This is a genomic window from Pontibacter sp. CAU 1760, assembly GCF_054482735.1.
On the sequence record NZ_JBTLRL010000007.1, the window covers coordinates 219150 to 234884 of the forward strand.

General features: G+C 51.0%; 14 protein-coding genes and 1 tRNA gene. 10 read left to right on the plus strand and 5 right to left on the minus strand.

Annotated features, from left to right (window positions below):
* The first annotated feature begins 92 nt into the window (after positions 1-92).
* The gene (locus tag ACXYMU_RS12175; RefSeq protein WP_458986668.1) at positions 93-713 is read left to right on the plus strand and encodes a TetR/AcrR family transcriptional regulator; all 621 of its coding nucleotides are present in this window, start codon (positions 93-95) and stop codon (positions 711-713) included.
* A gap of 183 nt (positions 714-896) precedes the next feature.
* On the opposite strand, the gene ACXYMU_RS12180 is transcribed toward ACXYMU_RS12175, so the two are convergent.
* Entirely contained in the window at positions 897-1307 is a 411-nt protein-coding gene (locus ACXYMU_RS12180; protein WP_458986669.1) for a hypothetical protein, read from the minus strand.
* Positions 1308-1441: 134 nt separating this feature from the next.
* Positions 1442-3226: an ABC transporter ATP-binding protein gene (locus ACXYMU_RS12185; protein WP_458986670.1), complete on the minus strand. Its 1785-nt coding sequence runs from the start codon at positions 3224-3226 to the stop codon at positions 1442-1444.
* Positions 3227-3379: 153 nt separating this feature from the next.
* Between ACXYMU_RS12185 and ACXYMU_RS12190 the strand changes: the two genes are divergently transcribed.
* From ACXYMU_RS12190 to coaE, 8 genes are all read left to right on the plus strand, one after another.
* A complete protein-coding gene (locus ACXYMU_RS12190; RefSeq protein ID WP_458986671.1) occupies positions 3380-4480 on the plus strand; it encodes a Glu/Leu/Phe/Val family dehydrogenase in 1101 nt (366 codons plus the stop codon).
* A 163-nt stretch (positions 4481-4643) separates the two neighbouring features.
* Positions 4644-5816 carry a transcription antitermination factor NusB gene (gene nusB, locus ACXYMU_RS12195; RefSeq protein ID WP_458986672.1) on the plus strand — a complete coding sequence of 391 codons (1173 nt, stop codon included), beginning with the start codon at positions 4644-4646 and terminating at the stop codon, positions 5814-5816.
* Between the two features lie 89 nt (positions 5817-5905).
* Complete coding sequence (locus ACXYMU_RS12200) at positions 5906-6211, plus strand: YtxH domain-containing protein (protein WP_458986673.1); 306 nt, start codon at positions 5906-5908, stop codon at positions 6209-6211.
* A 3-nt stretch (positions 6212-6214) separates the two neighbouring features.
* A complete protein-coding gene (locus ACXYMU_RS12205) occupies positions 6215-7213 on the plus strand; it encodes an isocitrate/isopropylmalate dehydrogenase family protein (RefSeq protein WP_458986674.1) in 999 nt (332 codons plus the stop codon).
* Between the two features lie 24 nt (positions 7214-7237).
* On the plus strand, positions 7238-7777 hold the full coding sequence (locus ACXYMU_RS12210) for a DUF1573 domain-containing protein (RefSeq protein WP_458986675.1): 540 nt from the start codon (positions 7238-7240) through the stop codon (positions 7775-7777).
* A 37-nt stretch (positions 7778-7814) separates the two neighbouring features.
* Positions 7815-8120: a preprotein translocase subunit YajC gene (gene yajC, locus ACXYMU_RS12215; protein WP_458986676.1), complete on the plus strand. Its 306-nt coding sequence runs from the start codon at positions 7815-7817 to the stop codon at positions 8118-8120.
* Positions 8121-8299: 179 nt separating this feature from the next.
* Positions 8300-9106, plus strand: a complete 807-nt coding sequence (locus tag ACXYMU_RS12220; protein ID WP_458986677.1) for a YbbR-like domain-containing protein — start codon at positions 8300-8302, stop codon at positions 9104-9106.
* A gap of 11 nt (positions 9107-9117) precedes the next feature.
* Positions 9118-9723 carry a dephospho-CoA kinase gene (coaE, locus tag ACXYMU_RS12225; RefSeq protein ID WP_458986678.1) on the plus strand — a complete coding sequence of 202 codons (606 nt, stop codon included), beginning with the start codon at positions 9118-9120 and terminating at the stop codon, positions 9721-9723.
* Positions 9724-9913: 190 nt separating this feature from the next.
* Here coaE and ACXYMU_RS12230 read toward each other — a convergent pair.
* Positions 9914-9988 (minus strand) — tRNA-Val (locus ACXYMU_RS12230).
* A 211-nt stretch (positions 9989-10199) separates the two neighbouring features.
* Here ACXYMU_RS12230 and ACXYMU_RS12235 point away from each other — a divergent pair.
* Complete coding sequence (locus ACXYMU_RS12235; protein WP_458986679.1) at positions 10200-12695, plus strand: AsmA-like C-terminal region-containing protein; 2496 nt, start codon at positions 10200-10202, stop codon at positions 12693-12695.
* A 606-nt stretch (positions 12696-13301) separates the two neighbouring features.
* On the opposite strand, the gene ACXYMU_RS12240 is transcribed toward ACXYMU_RS12235, so the two are convergent.
* Together ACXYMU_RS12240 and ACXYMU_RS12245 are read right to left on the minus strand one after the other, a co-directional pair.
* The gene (locus tag ACXYMU_RS12240; protein WP_458986680.1) at positions 13302-14468 is read right to left on the minus strand and encodes a mechanosensitive ion channel family protein; all 1167 of its coding nucleotides are present in this window, start codon (positions 14466-14468) and stop codon (positions 13302-13304) included.
* 9 nt (positions 14469-14477) lie between these two features.
* Positions 14478-15704, minus strand: a complete 1227-nt coding sequence (locus ACXYMU_RS12245) for a Glu/Leu/Phe/Val dehydrogenase dimerization domain-containing protein (RefSeq protein WP_458986681.1) — start codon at positions 15702-15704, stop codon at positions 14478-14480.
* Positions 15705-15735: the final 31 nt, after the last annotated feature.

The window sequence follows — 15735 nt, forward strand, 5'->3', positions numbered from 1 at the left end:
CTCCCGAGCTATATATACGTTTGCAGATACCGGAAAAAGCTTATCTTTGAGTACAGTGGCAGCATGGCCCTGTATCAAAACAGCGGAGAATTTTGGGTAAGAAAGCAGAGGTTAAGAGAGAGCTCATACTAGAGTCGGCCAAAACGGTTTTTGGCCGGTTAGGCTATAGCAAAGCCACGCTGGACGACATTGCCGAGGCCATCGGCATGAAAAAGCCATCGCTGTACTACTACTATAAAAGCAAGGAAGTGCTCTTTATTGAGGCCTTCTCCAAAGAGTGGCGCGAAAGCCTGTCGCACATCAAGCGCATTGCTGATGCCGAGAGCAACCCCCATGACCGGCTGCTGCTATACATGCGCTCCTCGCTGCGCTACTATCAGGAAATCGTGACGCAGCATACCATTTCCATCAGAGTGCTGGTCGAGACGCGCGCCACATTCCAGGAGCTTTTCCGGGAGTCGAGGGGCAAGGAGGCGAACTACTATGCTACCGTCATCAAGGAAGGCATCGAGAAAGGCGTCTTCTTTCCGTGCGAGGCAGAGCGGGTGGGCAACGCGATGATGGTGGTGAAGGACCTGATCCAGTTCGAGGAGTTTCAACGGGCGGACTTTCACAGGCTTCCTTACATCGACTTTCCTAAAATAGAGCGCGATGTGCTGTTTACCATCAGCCTGATTCTGAACGGCGTCAGCAAAACACCGATTTACTCCTGACAAACCGAAGTTAAAGCAAGCGATATTTTTGCACAACGGGAGGTATAGGCAATATAAAACGCTCCTCCCTAGTATGCTTGTGCTCTAAAAATAACTTGACTAACGTTACTTATAATTATAGCAGGCATAACGTCATTACAACTGTGTATTGACATTTTGCCGATAGTATAAAATAATGACTGATTAGTTGGCCGCCTTAAAAGCATCCAGTTTCGCTTTCAGGGCTTCCACATCGGCATGATGGCCACGGGCAACCTCGGCTGCGTCCAGTTCCTGCAGCATTTCCTTCATTTGTCCCAAATACGCGACTTTGTCTTTCTTCAGGTTGGCTTTGTGGCCGTTATGGCAGGTGCCATTTTCGCCCATAGGCTTAAACATGCTGCCCTCTCCATAGATAAGCCACTGCGTGTTCAAATCCTCAAAATGCTTTACAATAGCCACTAGTTCGTCCAACGCGTAGTTCTGCCCGCAGATGATGTTGGAGAGTGTCGTTTCATCGCTGCCAGTCATGGATTTTAACTGTTCCATGTCCAGCTCTTTCAGGTTTGTGTAAAACCTGAACCTCTTTCCGATTTGTTGTAGGTCAACAGCCATGTATAAAGATTTTTGTTTACAGAATTGCTATACGTGCTTATAACAGAATCTGCTTTAAAAAAATCCCACAAACTGTTTTCCGTGACGGATGTTGCGCCTATGGCAGGTGAAGGGCGATAAAAGTCCGGTGAAAACTATTCGGTGCTCTCAGATTGCAGCTGGCGTTCGTAGAGTTGTTTGTAAAGCCCATCCTGGTTGATCAGTTCTTCGTGCGTGCCGTGTTGTACAATCTCCCCATCCTCCATCACCAGGATGCGGTCTGCCAGTTTCACCGACGATACCCGGTGCGAGATGATGATGCTGGTACGGTTGTGCATGATGCGGCGCAGGCTATTCAGGATCGCGTTCTCCGTCTTCGTGTCAACTGCCGAGAGGGAATCATCCAGGATCAGGATGCTTGGCTCACGCACTAAGGCGCGTGCAATAGACACACGTTGCTTCTGCCCGCCCGATAAGGTAATGCCGCGCTCGCCCAGCTTCGTCTCGAACTTTTCCGGGAAGCGTGCGATGTTCTCGTACACATCGGCATCCCGGGCGGCCTGCTCCATCTGCTTCTCCGTTATCTCGGGTAACCCGAAGCCGATGTTGTTGCTGATGGTGTCGGAGAACAGAAACACATCCTGTGGCACATACCCGATCTGGCTGCGCAGGCTGCGGATATTGTAGTCGCGCACATCCACCCCATCAATCAGGATGCGGCCACTGGTGGCGTCATACATACGCGGCAGCAGGTTAGCGATGGTGCTCTTGCCTGAGCCGGTGTTCCCGATCACGGCCAAAGTCTCGCCGTGCTTGATGCCGAACGATACATGCTTCAGCGCATGGATGTTGGTGTCGGGGTATATGAAGTCCACGTCCTCGAACACGATGTCGCCCTCAATCGATTTACTGATGTTTTCACGGGAAACAATGTCGTTTCTGGTGTTCATGAACTCGTTGATACGCTCTTGCGAGGCGGCAGCCCGCTGTACCAGACTGGCCGTCCAGCCCAGGGCAGTAACCGGCCACGTCAGCATGTTCACGTAAATGATAAACTCGGCGATGTTACCCGTTGTGATGCTGCCGTTGATGACCTCCTGGCCACCCACATACACGGTGATGATGGTGCTTAAGCCGATCATAAACAGGATAAGCGGGAAGAACAGCGAGTTCACAAAGTTCAGCTCCAGCGATTTGTCTTTGTAGGTGTTGCTGGCCGTGGTGAAGTTGCTGTGCGAGTCGCTTTCGCGCACAAAGGACTTAAGCACCCGGATACCCGAAAAAGCCTCCTGCACAAACGTGGTGATGCCGGACAGGCTTTTCTGTATCTCGTCGGATTTGCGCTGGATGATGTTGTTGACGTAGTAGATGCTGATGGCCAGGATCGGCAGCGGGATCAGCGTATACATCGTCAGCTTCACGTTCACGGAGAGCATATAAGGGATCACCATCAGGAAAAGCACCACCAGGTTTATGCCATACATAATGGCCGGCCCCACATACATGCGCACGCGGCTCACGTCCTCTGAGATGCGCGCCATGAGGTCACCGGTGTTGTTGCGGCGGTAGAAGCTAAGCGGCAGGCTCTGGTAATGGGTATAAATGTCGTTCTTCAGGTCGTTCTCGATTAAGCGGCTCATCACGATGATGGTCTGGCGCACAAAGAACAGGAAGATGCCGCGCAGTAATGCCATCACCAGGATGAGCACTCCATACACCACAATGCTCTTCGCGAAAATGTCGTATACCAGTTCCTGCTGCTCCAGCCCCTCGTACAGCCCAAAAAGGCTGATACCCTCCTTAATTAAGTTAAAGGCATGGCGCACAATCTGTGCCGGCAAAATCTGGAAAAAGTTGGAGATGATGGTAAACAAGGTTCCTAAAAGGAGCCTGTATTTATACTTGTATAGGTATTTATTTATGTAACGTAATGATTTCACAAGATAGATTTACAGCTGTAGGCTTTTACGTGGGTGTTACAAAGTACAAATTGAAATACTAAAAAAAAGAATTAATTTTGCAGCGCGAAAGGGGTGAGGAGCGCCAATGGCCTCGTGTTCGCAAAGATAGAACAACCCATAATAAAAATTTAAATGGTCGAGTTAAAACAAGTCGGACTGAGTCAGGATAAATCTGTCTTCGATCAGTTATCAGAACACAATCACGAGAAAGTTGTTTTCTGCCACGACAAAGATACTGGTTTAAAGGCCATTATTGGAATACACAACACGGTGCTGGGCCCGGCCCTGGGCGGTACGCGCATGTGGTCTTACGCGTCTGAGGCCGAGGCGTTGGACGATGTATTGCGCCTGTCGCGCGGCATGACCTACAAAGCCTCCATCTCCGGGCTGAACTTGGGAGGCGGTAAAGCCGTGATCATCGGCGATGCAAAAAAAGACAAAAACGAAGCCCTCCTGCGCAAATTCGGGAGATTCATCAAAAACCTGAACGGCGCTTACATCACGGCGGAGGACGTGGGGATGACCACCAAGGACATGGAATACATCCGGATGGAAACCGAACACGTTTCGGGGCTTCCGGAAGCCATGGGCGGTAGCGGGGACCCATCTCCCGTAACAGCTTACGGCACGTATATGGGCATGAAAGCCGCGGCCAAAAGAGCCTATGGCTCTGACTCGCTGGAAGGCAAGAAAATAGCCGTACAGGGCGTTGGCCATGTGGGCGCTTACCTGGTGGAGCTGCTCCACAAGGAGAACGCGAATATATTCATCACAGATATTTATGAGGACCGCTTGCGCGAAGTAGGCAAGAAGTACAAAGCCCAGATAGTAGGGATGGACGAGATCTATGACCTGGATGTGGACATTTACTCGCCTTGCGCCCTTGGAGGCACCATCAATTCCAATACCATCGACCGCCTGAAGTGCAGGGTAATTGCCGGCTGTGCCAACAACCAGCTGCGCGACGAGCATGTGCAGGGCCCGGCCCTAGTGGAAAAAGGCATAGTGTATGCGCCGGACTTCCTGATTAATGCCGGTGGCCTGATCAATGTATACTCAGAACTGCAGGGGTATAACCGCGACACGGCTTATGCCCAGACCGAGCGCATCTACGGCTTTACGCTGGATATATTTGACTTTGCGGAGCGTGAGGGCCTGCACAACCAGCAAGCAGCCGTGAAGATGGCCAAGCAGCGCATTGAGAGCATCGGCAAAGTGCGCGCCACGTTCTAAGTAACTGGTTCCGGAGGCAATTTCTGGCTGCTTTTTTGCCACCTTTGCACGCGGAACTATAATGCAGCTGCTTCTCTTTAGAAGAAAGTTAGCAAGAATACCTGGCTACTGTACATGGTGGCCAGCATAATGGAAGATTTACCCAACATACGTTCTTTAAAATATGCTTAACCGCAGAACACTACGAATTAAGGCCATGCAGGCGATCTACGCTTACAAGCAGGCCGTAGGTTCAGACTACCTTTTGGCGCTGGATCAGATTAGCGACGACTTTGCCCCGGACCTCAACTCCATGGAAGTGCAAGACAAGAAACTGCTGGAAGGCAGAAAGCAAATCGCGACTCTGCTCTTCAAAGAGTGGCACGAAACGAAGCAGTTCGATGCGGAGGAGGCTGACAAGGAAACCCTGGATGCAGTGAACCGTGCCATCGTGTACTACCAGAACCTGCTGAAAAAGGACTATACCTACTATGGCAACCAGATGCTGAGCGCGGTGGAGCGTATTTACGACCATTACCTAGGCACCCTGCAGATACTGGAAGTGCTGATCAGCCTGATAGAGGAAGAGGAAGAGAAGAAAGAGAAGCGCTTTACCGCCGCAAGCGGCCCCGATGTGAAACGCTTCTTGGATAACCGCGTGGTGCAGCGCCTGCTGCAGAGCAAATCCTATCAGCAGCATATCATCCGCCGCAATATCAGCTGGGGCTCCGACATCAGCGAGATTCGGGCGGTTTACAGAAATATCCTGAAGCAGGACGAGGCCTTCCTGAACTACCTGGCGCTGCCTGAACCCACTCTTGAAGACGACCTGGAGGCGGTGAAACATATTTTCAAAAACATTATCTTTAAAGAAAAAAACTTACAATCTTTGTTTGAGGAGCAGGATTTGAACTGGGTGGAGAACAAATCCATCGTGCGCAGCCTGGTCAACAAAACAATCAAAATTTTCGGGGAGGAAGCAGAGGAGGATGTGCAGTTGCTGGACCTTTCTGCAAATTGGGAGGACGACAAGACCTTTTTCGAGGACCTGTACTTCCAGACCGTGCAGGAAGAGGGACGGTACGAGGTGATGATTGCCGAGAGCGTGCAGAACTGGGATGTAGAGCGTGTAGCCATGCTGGACAAGATTATTCTAAAGATGGCCCTTTGTGAGATGCATATTTTCCGGAGCATACCGGTGAAGGTAACCATCAACGAGTACATCGAAATCTCGAAGCTGTACAGCACACCGAAAAGCAAGCAGTTTGTTAACGGCGTTTTAGACAAACTGGCGCAGGAGCTCACTACAAAAGGAGAAATCCGCAAATCAGGCCGCGGCTTGATTGACAACAAGTAACGGGCGCTACTGTTTGGGCCGACCGTTGCGGCAAAAACGCCGTAATATGACATTGGAACTGACCCATGATATTATAAGCACGATAAACTATGAGTAAGAAGACAACCGTACTAGTGGCTTTTACTTCAGGCGCTGCTGTGGGTGCCTTAACCGGTATCCTGTTTGCCCCTGAAAAAGGAAGAGAAACACGCAGCTGGCTGAGCTACCGCCTGGAGAAATACCGCGACACGCTGGCCGACCTGACGCAGCAACTGGTGGCCAAAAGCGACAACCTGCCATCCAGCGCCAAGTCTGAAGGGCAGCGCGTGATACAGGACGCGAAAGATAAAGCCGAGAAATTATTGGGAGATGTAGACTCGCTTATTAACGAGATCAACAGTAGGAAAGAATTATAATTTATGAAACAAGTTACCCTAATACCCGGCGACGGGATAGGTCCGGAAATTACAGAGGCTGTAAAAGCGATTTTCAGTGCGGCCAAGGTGCCTGTAACCTGGGAGGAAGAAAACGCCGGCCAAACCACTTTTGATGCTATCGGGGAGTTGATCCCGCAAACATTGATAGCTTCTCTGAACACTAACAAAGTAGCCCTGAAGGGCCCTATCACCACGCCTGTAGGCAAGGGTTTCAAGAGCGTGAATGTACAGTTGCGCCAGATGTTTGACCTTTACTCAAACGTTCGGCCTGCCAAAACAACCCCGGGTGTAGCATCCCGCTTCGAAAACGTGGACCTGGTGCTGTTCCGTGAGAACACCGAAGGCCTTTACTCTGGCCTGGAGATATTCGACGAGCGCCTGCAGATTGCAGACTCCATCTCTCGCGTTACCCGCGTGGGCTGCGAGAAAATTGTGCGTGCGGCGTTTGAGTATGCTAAAAAGCATAACTGCGGCAAAATAACCGTAGCGCACAAAGCCAATATCCTCAAAAATGCGGGTGCCTTATTGTTGCGCGTAGCTGACGAGATAGCCAAGGATTACCCAACCGTGCAGATGGAAGACAAGATCATCGACAACATGTGCATGCAGTTGGTGATGAAGCCGGAGCAGTTTAAGGTTATCGTAACCACAAACCTGTTCGGTGATATTCTGTCGGACCTGTGCGCTGGCCTGGTCGGTGGACTGGGTGTGGTGGCCGGAGCCAACATTGGTGACGACATCGCCATATTTGAGGCTGTGCATGGCTCAGCCCCGGACATTGCCGGAAAGGGCATTGCCAACCCGACAGCCTTATTGCGCTCGGCCATCATGATGCTGCATCACATCGACTTGAAAGATGAAGCCAACCGCATTGAGGCGGCTTTGCATGCCACACTGGCAAACAAAGAGGAGTGTACCGGCGACCTTGGCGGAAAGGCAAGCACGATGGAATTTGCCCAGCACATCATCGAAAAATTGTAATTTATACCTTATCACGTAACTGATATGAAAAAGAGCTTATTATTTGCAGCAAGCTTTGCTGTAGCCGCTTTCACGACGAGCTGTGACAATAACGCTGGCAACGAAACCGTGGCCAGCGAAGCACCTGTAATGCAAAGCAACGAAGCGCAGCCCATCGAGAACCCCAATGTAGTAACTGCCTCCGAGACCGGGGCCACCAACGCCAACGCGCCGGTTATCACGTTTGAGGAGCAGGAGTATGACTTCGGCACAATCAAGCAGGGCGAAGTGGTAGAGCATACCTTCAAGTTCACGAACACAGGCAAGTCGCCGTTGATCATCGAGAGTGCCACGGCCTCTTGTGGTTGCACAGTGCCAGAGCCGCCGAAGGAGCCCATCGCGCCAGGTCAGTCGAGCAAAATCGACGTGAAGTTTAACAGCGCCGGCAAGTCGGGCCAGCAGTACCCAACCATTACGGTACGCGCCAACACAGAACCTAACATTGTAAAAGTTTCCATGAAAGGAAACGTAGAGGCTAGCAGCATCCCAACGGCAGGTGCTGACGGTCCGGTGCGCCGCAACTAATTTGCTTCGCACCTATTAAGAGAAACACCCTATTTGTATGAAAAATATTTTTTTGCAAGCACCAGATGCCGGCATGCTGCCTCAGCTGCTTATGTTTGGCGCTATTATCCTTGTTTTCTATTTCTTCATGATCCGTCCGCAGCAAAAGAAGATGCGCGACCAGAAAAAATTCCGTGAAGACCTCACCAAGGGCATGTCGGTTGTGACAATTGGCGGTATGCACGGAAAGTTGATAGCAATAGACGACGAGACAATTACGTTAGAGGTTGACAAAGGCGTACGCCTGACGTTTGACAAGACTTCTGTATCTATGGAAGCCACCATGAAGGTGCAAAAGCCGTAACGAAATTGCCTGTTGAGAGAGCGAAAAATATAATTCTATGGTTTGCTAGGCCATTCCAGCCACGAACAAAGCAGTACTGGCGCATAGTACTGCTTTGTTTTGTGGCGGCCTCAACCTTTTGGTTATTAAACGCGCTGAACAAAAGCTACTCTACGCAAACCACCTATCCCATTCGGTTTGTGTACAATGAAAGACAGCTTATCCCAATTAAGCCGTTGCCGGAGGAGGTTTCTATCAACGTGACCGGCAAAGGCTGGAAACTGTTGCGAAAAGCCCTCCGCCTGGAGGTACAGCCCGCCGAAATTTATATCCGGAACCTTCCGCGTAACAACTACCTTCTCGGTTCCGCGCTGCGCCCGGCCTTAGTGAACTCACTGGACGGGCTGCAACTGAACTTCGTGGTGACGGATACCATCTACTTTAACTTCAATGCCAAGGTAAGCGAGCGCATCGCGCTGCAGTTCGACCCTGCCGTGCCCCTCACCAACGGGCAGCATGTCGTGCTGGGTAAAATTCGCGTTTCACCGGACTCTGTCACGTTCACTGGGCCATCTTCATTGATAGACAGCCTACCGAAGCCTTTCCTGCTTCGGTTGCCAGAGGGCCAGCAAGAACTAACCAGCACAACCAAACTGTCTATCCCCTTAAAATATGACTATGAATCGCTGATAAGGGCAAATGTAGAGGAAGTGCAGGTGGAAATAACAGTGAAAGGCCTGGCCCAGGACGAGCAACAGGTAGCCCCAGACCTGATTAACAAACCACAAGGCGATAACTTTGTGATTCGGCCGCCACTGGCCATGGTGCGTTTTCAGGTGCGTGAAGACTCTACACAGTTGCTGAACCGGAACAGCTTTAAGGTTGTGCTAGACTACAGCAAGTTCAATCCACAGGATTCTACAGTTGTGCCTGAGTTGATCCAAAAGCCGCGCGGTATACGGAACATGCAGATGTGGCCGGAAAAATTTAAGGTACTGAAGCAGTAACAAAAAATGCGATGCAAAAGATAGGTATAACTGGCGGAATTGGAGTAGGGAAGACGGTCGTAAGCCGTATGTTCGCGCTACTGGGCGTGCCTGTATATGATTCTGATGCCCGTGCCAAGTGGGTGATGCGCCATGATGTCTCCCTACGGCAGGAGCTATCGAGTGCTTTTGGGTCAGAAACCTATACTGCGGTGGGTGAGTTGAATCGCGCCTACCTGGCACCGTTGGTTTTCAACAACCCGGTGCAATTAGAGCTTCTGAATAGCCTGGTGCACCCACACGTGGCGCAGGACTTTAAAGAGTGGGCTGACGCACACCACGACAAACCTTATGTGCTTAAAGAGGCCGCTTTGATGTATGAGTCGGATGCCTGGAAACAGATGGATCAGATCATTACAGTGTATGCCCCGATGGAAGTGCGCATCAAGCGGCTGCTGCAGCGCGACACGCACCGCACCGAAGCCGACATCAAAACCATTATCAGCAAACAGCTGAGCGAAGAAGAGCGTATGGCACGTGCTGCGTACGTAATCTACAACGACGACCAGCAGCCCGTTATCCCACAAGTGCTGCAACTGCACGAAAAACTTTCGGCAGCTCCTACCTTTATAGCCTAAGATTACTTTTTAATTTCCCTCACCTCTTGCGGCCTGTTCTGAAAGAACAGCACGGCTTGGATACGAATGCCCGGAGTGGGAGCGTTAACGCTATGTGGGTAGAATGAAAGTGGCAGGAAAACAGCGTGTTAGACAGGGCTGTGAAAAAGTATGGACATAAAAAAAGGACAACTTTACAGTTGTCCTTTTGTGGGGCGTACTGGATTCGAACCAGTGACCCCCTGCTTGTAAGGCAGGTGCTCTGAACCAGCTGAGCTAACACCCCGTTTTTTGTTTTTGAAGACCTTTTGTCCCCTTTTGATGATGCAAATATGGGGCATATTTTTTTAACTGCAAAACATTTGCGAAAAAAAACTTTAATTTTTTTTCTGTGCTGAGCGGCTATTGTGCGCGTGTTTTAACTGCTGTACCTTTAGCTTTTGTAAGGTGCTATAAATCTGAACTTTCGGTTTGTGAGAAAAGGTGTTGTTAAAAAAATGCTATTTTATGGAATCGCTGGTATAGCGGTTGCCATAGGTATGGCATTGGCGTTGGTATACACTTATCAGGATAAAATTATTGAGCTTTTTGTGGCGGAAGCCAACAAGCATATCAAAACAAAGGTGGAGGTGGGCAAAATCTCCCTGTCGCTGTTCGATAAGTTTCCGCATGTGGCCGTTACCCTGGACCAGGTAAACGTGCACGAAGGGCTACCGGAAAGCAGTGAGTCCCTGGCACGGGCCGACAAGCTATACTTTACCTTCAGTGTGCTGGATGTGCTGCTGGGCAAGTACAGCGTGAAGGAGCTCTATATGGAGAAAGGGGAGATATACGTGAAAGTACTGCCCGACGGCACCGTAAATTACGAGGTCATCGCATCAGACACTACCGCCTCCGATGACAAAGACTTCTCTTTTGACCTCCAAAAAATAAGCCTGAGCGAGGTGGATTTGCATTATATAGACCAGCAATTGCAGCAGAGCTACGTAGCCGCGGCACATAGCCTAGAGGCGGCATTGGCAATCTCTTCGGAGATCGTTGACATACAGGTAGCCGGTAATACCACCATTCGGACCATCAAAATAGGCACCGGCGAGTATTTCAAGGGTAAGCAGGTTGCCTTGGAGACCATGCTGCGCATAGACCGGAAGGCGCAGGCCATCGTGCTGCAGCCGTCGGTGGTGCGCGTTGAGGGAGCAGCCTATGAGGTGGGCGGTACCGTGGACTATAATGGCGCAACCGCGCTCGATTTAAAGCTGGAGGGAAAGAACACGAGCATCCAATCTATCCTGTCGTTGTTGCCGCAGGATATCACACATGATTTTAGCCAGTACCGCAGCGAAGGCGATGTATACTTCTCAGGAACGGTGAAGGGGGCTGTCTCAGCCACGGAAACGCCGCATGTAAACTTTAGCTTCGGAGCCCGGAATGCTTCTTTCTACCACCCTGACGTGAAGCAAAGAGTCACGAAGATAAACCTGCAGGGGAGCTTTACCAACGGCGAGAAACAAAAGGCCAGCACTTCTGTGCTGAGGCTCGAGAACCTGAGCGGTGTGCTGAATGGCAGGGCTTTTAAGGGCAACCTGACCTACCGGAATTTTAACAAGCCATACATCGCATTTGATGTGCAGGGGATGCTGGATGTGGGGTATATCCTGAGGTTGGCTAAATTGGAGCAGGTACGGGAGGGAAGCGGTCTGGCCGATGTGCGCATCGCCTTCTCCGGCGACCTGAATGAGTTCAAGGCGCGCCCTGGCAACAGCACTGTCAGTACCACCGGCGACATTACCCTGCACAATGTATCGCTGCGCCTGAACAGCCTGCCGTTGCCGATCCGTGACCTGAGCGGCAACCTCATGTTCAAGCGAAACGATGTGGCTGTGTCGGACTTCAAGGGGAAGCTGGGGGAATCGGACTTCGTGGTGAACGGCATGTTTAAGAACATGATGGCGTGGCTGCTGCTAGACCGGCAGCGCCTTTTGGTGGAAGCCGACTTCAGGAGCCATTACCTTAACTTCGACCAGTTGCTGAGCGAGGAGCAGAATACGGCCAAAGCCGACCGGGTGGGCACCGGCAGCAGCTATAAATTCGTCGTGTCCCCCTATATCGCCTTTGATCTGGCGGCCTCCATCGACCGGCTCCGTTTCAGGCGTTTCAGGGCCAAGCAAGTGCAGGGCGAAGTAAAGCTCCGCAACCAGGTACTTTCCACGCCTAACATCTCCTTTAAAGCGATAGGGGGCAACTTTGCAGTGCGCGGATCGCTGGATGCCCGCACCCGGGACCACATCAAGGTGAGTACGGCCAGTAAGCTGACGAACATGAGCGTGGATAGCCTGTTTTATGTGTTCGAGAATTTCCATCAGAGCTTTGTAGAGGAGCGGCACCTGCGGGGGCAACTCACGGCGCAAATTGTGTCGGATGTGTTCCTGAATAGCCAGCTGGAGCCTAAAACAAACCTGCTGCAGGCCGAAATACAAGCTACTGTGCGGAACGGGCAACTAATTGACTTTGCTCCAATGCTGAAGATGTCGGCGTTTGTGAAGCGCTCGGAACTGGCGAACATGCGTTTTGCGGAGCTCCATAACAGCTTCTGGATTCAGCAGCGCACCATTTACATCCCCGAAATGGATATCCGCTCGAATATCTCGGCTGCACCGGTGGTGTCTATTTCCGGCACCCATACCTTCGATCAGCAGATGGACTATAAAATCAAGCTGCCGCTGTTCAACAAGCGCCGCCCTGATAAGGACGCTGTATTCGGCGTGGTGGCAGAGGACGACGATGCGGGTAATAGCAGCCTGTTCCTGACGCTGACCGGAAATGAGAGCGACTTTAAGGTTGCCTACGATAAAGCGCGGGTACGGCAGAAGGTGAAAGCAGACCTGAAAGAGGAAGGGCAGGAGTTGCGCGAGCTACTGCGTGGCAATAAACCCCGCAAGGCCAAGGAGAAGGAAGTGCAGCTGGCAGAGGATACCTACTTTGATTTCGACTGATAAACAATCTGTATAATTGTACTGTAATGTGATTGTTTTGGCCAATGGCGGTTGCGCGCTTGTGAAGGGGATTTGGCAACGATCTTAATATGTTAAAAATTGGATATTTCCTTCACCCATTTTTTAGATACGTTCACATTGTAATGTGCTCCATACCAATGGAATTAAGGGGTTTGCTGTAACCATGAGTTTATCAGGGCGTTAAACATATCAAATCTGCTACAAAAAGTGTCAGCAACACAGCAAAAGATAACAGAAAGTAGATGAAGCACTAAAGCTGTACGCTGCTCGCAAAGCAGATTCAAAATTTAAAAAAATTAATAATATAAGGGTGAAAAAAAAGCCGGAGCTTCTCCGGCTTTTTTGTGTCTATACCACTGTACCATCCTGCCATAAGTCAACATAAAAGTTGGCTTGTACGGAGGGGAGTAGCAAGAAGGTGCTTTTGAGAAAATTCAAAAGGGCTACTGCAGCAGCCACAGGCCACACTTGGCCCTGAAGGTGAAAGCACCACAGCAGGTTTATCAGGCAAAAATCCCGGTCTGCCTAAACAAACCGGGACCTTTCTAAAACAGTCAACTTATTACAGCACGATTCACTTTTCTGTTATTCTATATCTGACTCCTTTGCGCTAGGGTATAAAGTCTCGGAGGGAATGGCTTGATTTGCCATGGCCCGTTGCAGGTACAGGGTCTGAGTCGGGAAGGCAAACTCGGCCTTGTGTCGTGCCACAATCTCCACAATTTTATAATTGATCTCTTCTTTGATGTCTATAAACTCATTCCAGTCCATGGTATCCACAAAGTAAAGCACCATGATATCCTTGGAGTGTGGGCCCAGGTTCAGGAAGCGTATGCGGCCTTCCTGGTTCGTGCGGGGGTGATGGTCGATAAAACCCTGTATGTCGCGGGTGATGGCCCGGATTTGCTCTGAGGTGGTATCGTAGGTCAGGTTGATGTCGAACTTGGCGCGGCGGAAAGTGCGCAGCGTCAGGTTGTCCAGCGGCTTGTCGATCATATACTTGTTTGGCAGCGTCACAAAGCTCCGCTCCAGCGTGCGGATGCGTGTGCTCCGGAAGCCGATTTTCTCCACTACCCCTATCAACTCGCCCACCTGCACCAGGTCCCCGACCACAAAAGGTTGATCCAGGAAGATAGTGAAAGAGGCAAGCAGGTTCTCAAGGCTTTCTTTAGCGGCAAAGGCGATAGCCAAACCGCCTACCCCAAGTCCTGCCACCAGCCCGGCCACGTTTACCCCAAACACGAGCCCAAGCATGGCGAGAAAGGAAAAGATGACGATCAGCACTTTGGAGAAGTCCTTGAAGAAAGGCACCAACTGGTCATCCAGCTTCGAGGCAGTCTTTTCGGCACGATGCTTAAAGATCAACCCAATAAAATCAACAAAGCGCATGATCACCCAGGTGAGGGCCACAATCACGAAAACCTGGTAGGTGCGAAAGGCAAACGTTTTGATAAAGGGGTCGCCCTTGCGAATCTCAGTAGGGTCGAGAGGGTAGTCCAGGACGAGGAACGCAAAGTACAGGAACACCAGAAACAGCAGCACTTCAAGCGGCTGTATGAGCAGGCGCTTGAAGGCATCTTGGTTGTTGGTGCCGTCAGAGAAACGGTTTACCAGTTTATACAGGATTCGGGAAAGCAGCTTCGACAACATCGTTTTGAAGATGAAGCCGAAAAGCAGGATGCCTAAGAATATCAGGAACTCTTGTATAGTGTTGCCCAGAAACTCATAGGCAAGTATTTCTCTCCAATTCATGGGAAGCAGTTAGAGCAGCTGGCTCAGCGCAATTTCAAAACTAGTTTTAGCGATCTCTGTTTTCTGCGAGCTCTTATCGAACGCGGCCTGCAGCGCCTTCCGGATGGTTTCAGAGATGTCCGTGAAGATCGCTTCGTCGGTAATTTCCACCTCGCTCTCCATCAGGTAAGCGAAGACGCGGGCCATACCGCAGTTGGCAATAAAGTCGGGGATAACGGCCAGCTTTTGGTCTGCGTACTCGCCTGTCGGGCCAAAGAATATCTCAGGGTCCTGGAACGGCACGTTGGCCCCGGAAGAGATAACTTCCATGCCGCTGTGAATCATCTGCTCTACCTGCTCCCGCGATATCAGCCGGGAGGCAGCGGCGGGTATAAAGATCTCAGCCGGCAACGACCAGATGCGGGCATTCACTTCCTCAAATGGAAGCAGGTTTGCCGGGTTTAGTGCATTGCCCTGGCGATTCAGGAACAAATCCGTGATCTCATCAAACGTAAAGCCTTCTTCCTTGATCAGGCCACCCACACGGTCGATGATGCCAACGATTTTAACGCCCTTTGAGGCAAGGTAATAGGCTGCCGAGGCTCCTACATTGCCCCAGCCCTGTATGATGGCGCGCTTGTCTTCAAACTGACCGCCCCAGATAGAATAGAAGTGGCACACTGAGATGGCCACGCCATACCCTGTTATCATATCAGCTATGGTGTACTTGCGGGCCGTGGAAGGCGAGTAATGCGGGTCCTCAATCACTTTAACCACCCCCTGGCGCAGCTGGCCTATCTTGTTGATTTTCTGCGGCTCTGTGGCGTTGAAATGGCCATTTACAATGCCCTCCTGCGGGTGCCACAGGCCATAGTCCTCTGTAATGGGTATAACCTCGTGTATCTCGTCCACATTCAGGTCGCCGCCGGTACCGTAGTAGTTCTTCAGCAGCGGAATGACCACTTTATACCAGCGCTCCAGCACACCGCGTTTGCGAGGGTCAGCCGGGTCGAAGTTGATGCCGGACTTGGCGCCGCCAATGGCGGGGCCAGACACCGTGAACTTCACCTCCATGGTCTTAGCCAGCGACTCCACCTCGCGCTTGTCGAGGCCTTTGCGCATGCGCGTGCCACCGCCTGCGGCCCCGCCCCGCAACGAGTTGATGACTACCCAGCCCTCGGCTTCGGTTTCGGAGTCTTTCCACTCAAAAACGATCTCAGGCTGCCTGTTCTCAAACTTTTCCAGTAGCTCTTTCATGTGCTTGATTTATTTGTGCAAACATGGTGCA

What these genes read in the sequence shown, in the direction of transcription:
- nusB (WP_458986672.1), top strand. Translation starts at nt 4,644, where the DNA reads ATGCTTAACCGCAGAACACTACGAATTAAGGCCATGCAGGCGATCTAC.
- yajC (WP_458986676.1), top strand. Translation starts at nt 7,815, where the DNA reads ATGAAAAATATTTTTTTGCAAGCACCAGATGCCGGCATGCTGCCTCAG.
- ACXYMU_RS12180 (WP_458986669.1), bottom strand. Translation starts at nt 1,307, where the DNA reads ATGGCTGTTGACCTACAACAAATCGGAAAGAGGTTCAGGTTTTACACA.
- ACXYMU_RS12245 (WP_458986681.1), bottom strand. Translation starts at nt 15,704, where the DNA reads ATGAAAGAGCTACTGGAAAAGTTTGAGAACAGGCAGCCTGAGATCGTT.
- ACXYMU_RS12205 (WP_458986674.1), top strand. Translation starts at nt 6,215, where the DNA reads ATGAAACAAGTTACCCTAATACCCGGCGACGGGATAGGTCCGGAAATT.
- ACXYMU_RS12190 (WP_458986671.1), top strand. Translation starts at nt 3,380, where the DNA reads ATGGTCGAGTTAAAACAAGTCGGACTGAGTCAGGATAAATCTGTCTTC.
- ACXYMU_RS12235 (WP_458986679.1), top strand. Translation starts at nt 10,200, where the DNA reads ATGCTATTTTATGGAATCGCTGGTATAGCGGTTGCCATAGGTATGGCA.
- ACXYMU_RS12210 (WP_458986675.1), top strand. Translation starts at nt 7,238, where the DNA reads ATGAAAAAGAGCTTATTATTTGCAGCAAGCTTTGCTGTAGCCGCTTTC.
- coaE (WP_458986678.1), top strand. Translation starts at nt 9,118, where the DNA reads ATGCAAAAGATAGGTATAACTGGCGGAATTGGAGTAGGGAAGACGGTC.
- ACXYMU_RS12240 (WP_458986680.1), bottom strand. Translation starts at nt 14,468, where the DNA reads ATGAATTGGAGAGAAATACTTGCCTATGAGTTTCTGGGCAACACTATA.
- ACXYMU_RS12200 (WP_458986673.1), top strand. Translation starts at nt 5,906, where the DNA reads ATGAGTAAGAAGACAACCGTACTAGTGGCTTTTACTTCAGGCGCTGCT.